Here is a 672-nt window from a genome sequence, read left to right on the forward strand (position 1 = left end):
GCATGTGCTGCCCGCTGACATCCCGCAGGATATCTTTGACCGCTGCACGGACTACGCTTTGAAAGCACATAACGCTTTGGGCTGTCGCGGCGTGACCAGGACCGACTACCGGTGGGACGACACTATGGGCGCGGATGGTTTGTTCCTGCTGGAAACCAACACGCAGCCCGGTATGACGCCAACCTCTCTGGTGCCGGAACAGGCAGAACACTGCGGGATGAGTTTCGGACAGCTCTGTGCCTGGATGGTGGAGGACGCCTCATGCGACCGCTAAGAGCCTCCCGCGCGCCAGTGATCCATCGGGCCAAACCTCTGGCCGGGCCAGATGCCGATTTCGAATCCGCCGATACCGAATCCCATGAAACGCAGCCTGTTCTGCGTTTGGGCGGGGTGAAGCTGTTCAACCGCACCGCGCGTCGGTCTGATCCGGCACCGTCGCGCCTCAGCTACCGGTTCCAGCGTTGGATGTTGACGCCGGGCATCCGCATGGGCGTCAAGCTGGGGGTGCCTGTCTGCGCTGTTGCGGCGGCCGTCGGGCTCTACTTTGCGTCCGAGGAGCGGCGCGAGGCGCTCAATACCTATATCGCAGACATCCGGACCTCGCTTCAGGAGCGTCCTGAATTCATGGTCAATCTGATGGCCATTGATGGTGCAGGCCCAGGTCTGTCTGAC

General features: G+C 61.9%; 2 pseudogenes. Both read left to right on the top strand.

Annotated elements, in window-relative coordinates:
- A pseudogene (locus ACR0E6_RS22410) lies at window positions 1-274 on the top strand (D-alanine--D-alanine ligase); the annotation flags it as partial.
- Window positions 262-672 (top strand): annotated as a pseudogene (locus ACR0E6_RS22415) (cell division protein FtsQ/DivIB); the annotation flags it as partial. The pseudogenes ACR0E6_RS22410 and ACR0E6_RS22415, both read left to right, overlap by 13 nt.

Source organism: Ruegeria sp. AP12 (assembly GCF_056540025.1).